The 1,729-nt window shown below is 55.8% G+C and carries 2 pseudogenes; both read left to right on the top strand.

Annotated features, from left to right (window positions below):
• Nucleotides 1-18: 18 nt before the first annotated feature.
• Nucleotides 19-468 (top strand): annotated as a pseudogene (locus L8U60_RS10895) (hypothetical protein); the annotation flags it as partial.
• A gap of 120 nt (nt 469-588) precedes the next feature.
• Nucleotides 589-1,722: pseudogene (locus L8U60_RS10690) on the top strand (IS30 family transposase); the annotation flags it as partial.
• Nucleotides 1,723-1,729 lie beyond the last annotated feature (7 nt).

Below are 1,729 nucleotides of genomic sequence, written 5' to 3'. Positions count from 1 at the left end.
CGTGTTGTCAGGGGGTGAATGCGCCACTTCGACCGGGAGGTAGTTGTGACGCGTTGGACTCCGAAGGAGATTAAGGATGCCGCTGTTGAGCGGGTAGCTGCAGGTGAGGCGGTGAGGGTGGTTGCGCGTGATGTCGGTGTTGGTGTCGATGCGGTTTATAGCTGGGTGAAGGCTCAAGGGTTGGTGCCTCCTTGGGAACGTTTGAGTCGCCAGCGTGACCCCCTCGTCCAGAACGCTACGGAGTTAGTACGTGCAGGGATGTCGATCACACGCGCAGCAGAAACGGTTGGGATTTCTCCTGGATTGCTGCATGGCAGGTTGAAGAAAGCTGGTGTCATCACGGTGCGTCCCGGCCGTCCTCCTGTGCCAGCTGATGAGCGTAAACAGGCTGTGGCACGCGTTCTGGCCGGCGAAAGTGCCCTGAGCGTGGCTCGTACTGTCGGTGTGCATCCTTCCACCGTGTATGAGTGGATAAAGCAGACGAGGATTGCAACAGACGGTGATAATTCAGGCCAACTACAGTGCAGTGAATCCACTGATCAGATGGTGACGGTGTCGCAGTCGGCCCAGTGGAACAAACCGGGTGAAGATACCTTTGTGCCAGCACCAATGAAAACTCAAGCCGCTGTTGAGCCTACCGGCGGTGTACCTAGTAAACAGGCCTTAGTAGGGCGTGGGCGCAGGCTGACTATTGAAGACCGCGTCGCTATTGAAGCAGGGTGTCGAGCTGGCGATTCGGCACGAGCTATCGCGCAGAAGATCGGGCGGCATCACAGCGTCGTCGCTCGTGAGATCACTCGTAATGGTTGGAAGATTATCGGCGACAGGGGTGTAGAGCAGATGCTGTATAACGCCCACAGCGCTGCAGCTTCCAGCGCTAGTAAGATGGCGCGCCCAAAACTGCGCAAGCTTGATGAAAACCTCGCATTGCGTGGTGTGGTGATCAATGGTCTTGCCCGTAGATGGTCGCCAGGGCGTATCAGTACTTGGCTTGAGCATGCTTTCGTCAATGATGAAAGCATGCGCATTTCCCACGAAGCGATCTACAGTGCCTTATACATCCAAGGCAAAGGCAGCCTGCGTGCCGAGCTTGAAACAGTGATGAAGACCCAAAACGTCCTTATCCGCGGCGGCACAACACGCAAACGCCGCTCCCGAAACGCCGGTGTATTAACAGGTCGCCCCTGGATCAAAGGCGCCGAGATTACCCGCCGCAGCCCTGAAGTCGATGACCGGGCTGTCCCTGGACACTGGGAAGGTGACCTTGTGATCGGCAAAGGTGGTAAAAGTGCGCTTATTACCCTGGTAGAGCGCACAAGTCGCTACACCTTGCTGGGACACCTGCCCGATGAACACAGCTCGAAAACAGTGGTTGAAACCCTGCAGGAAATGGTCAAAGACCTCAACGCTGAGCAGCTAAAGACCATCACCTGGGATCAAGGCAAAGAAATGGCCCTAACAGCACAAGTGCAAATCAAAAACGGATGCAAAGTGTACTTCTGTGACCCTCACTCGCCGTGGCAAAGACCCACCAACGAAAACACCAACGGCGAAATCAGACGAAGGTTCTACAAAAAGGGCACAGACTTCGCCACCATCACACCCGAACACGTGGCTTGGGTCCAAGATGAACTCAACGAAACACCCCGACAAATCCTCGGTGGCGCAACGCCCCGTGAAATACTCAACGAACTATTCAAGCGTGGCGCATCCACCGCTTGATCCCGCC

It is taken from the genome of Corynebacterium meitnerae (assembly GCF_027570075.1).
Lineage (GTDB): Bacteria > Actinomycetota > Actinomycetes > Mycobacteriales > Mycobacteriaceae > Corynebacterium > Corynebacterium meitnerae.
Note: the sequence above shows the minus strand (reverse complement) of the source record. Positions and strands in the feature narration are given on the sequence as shown.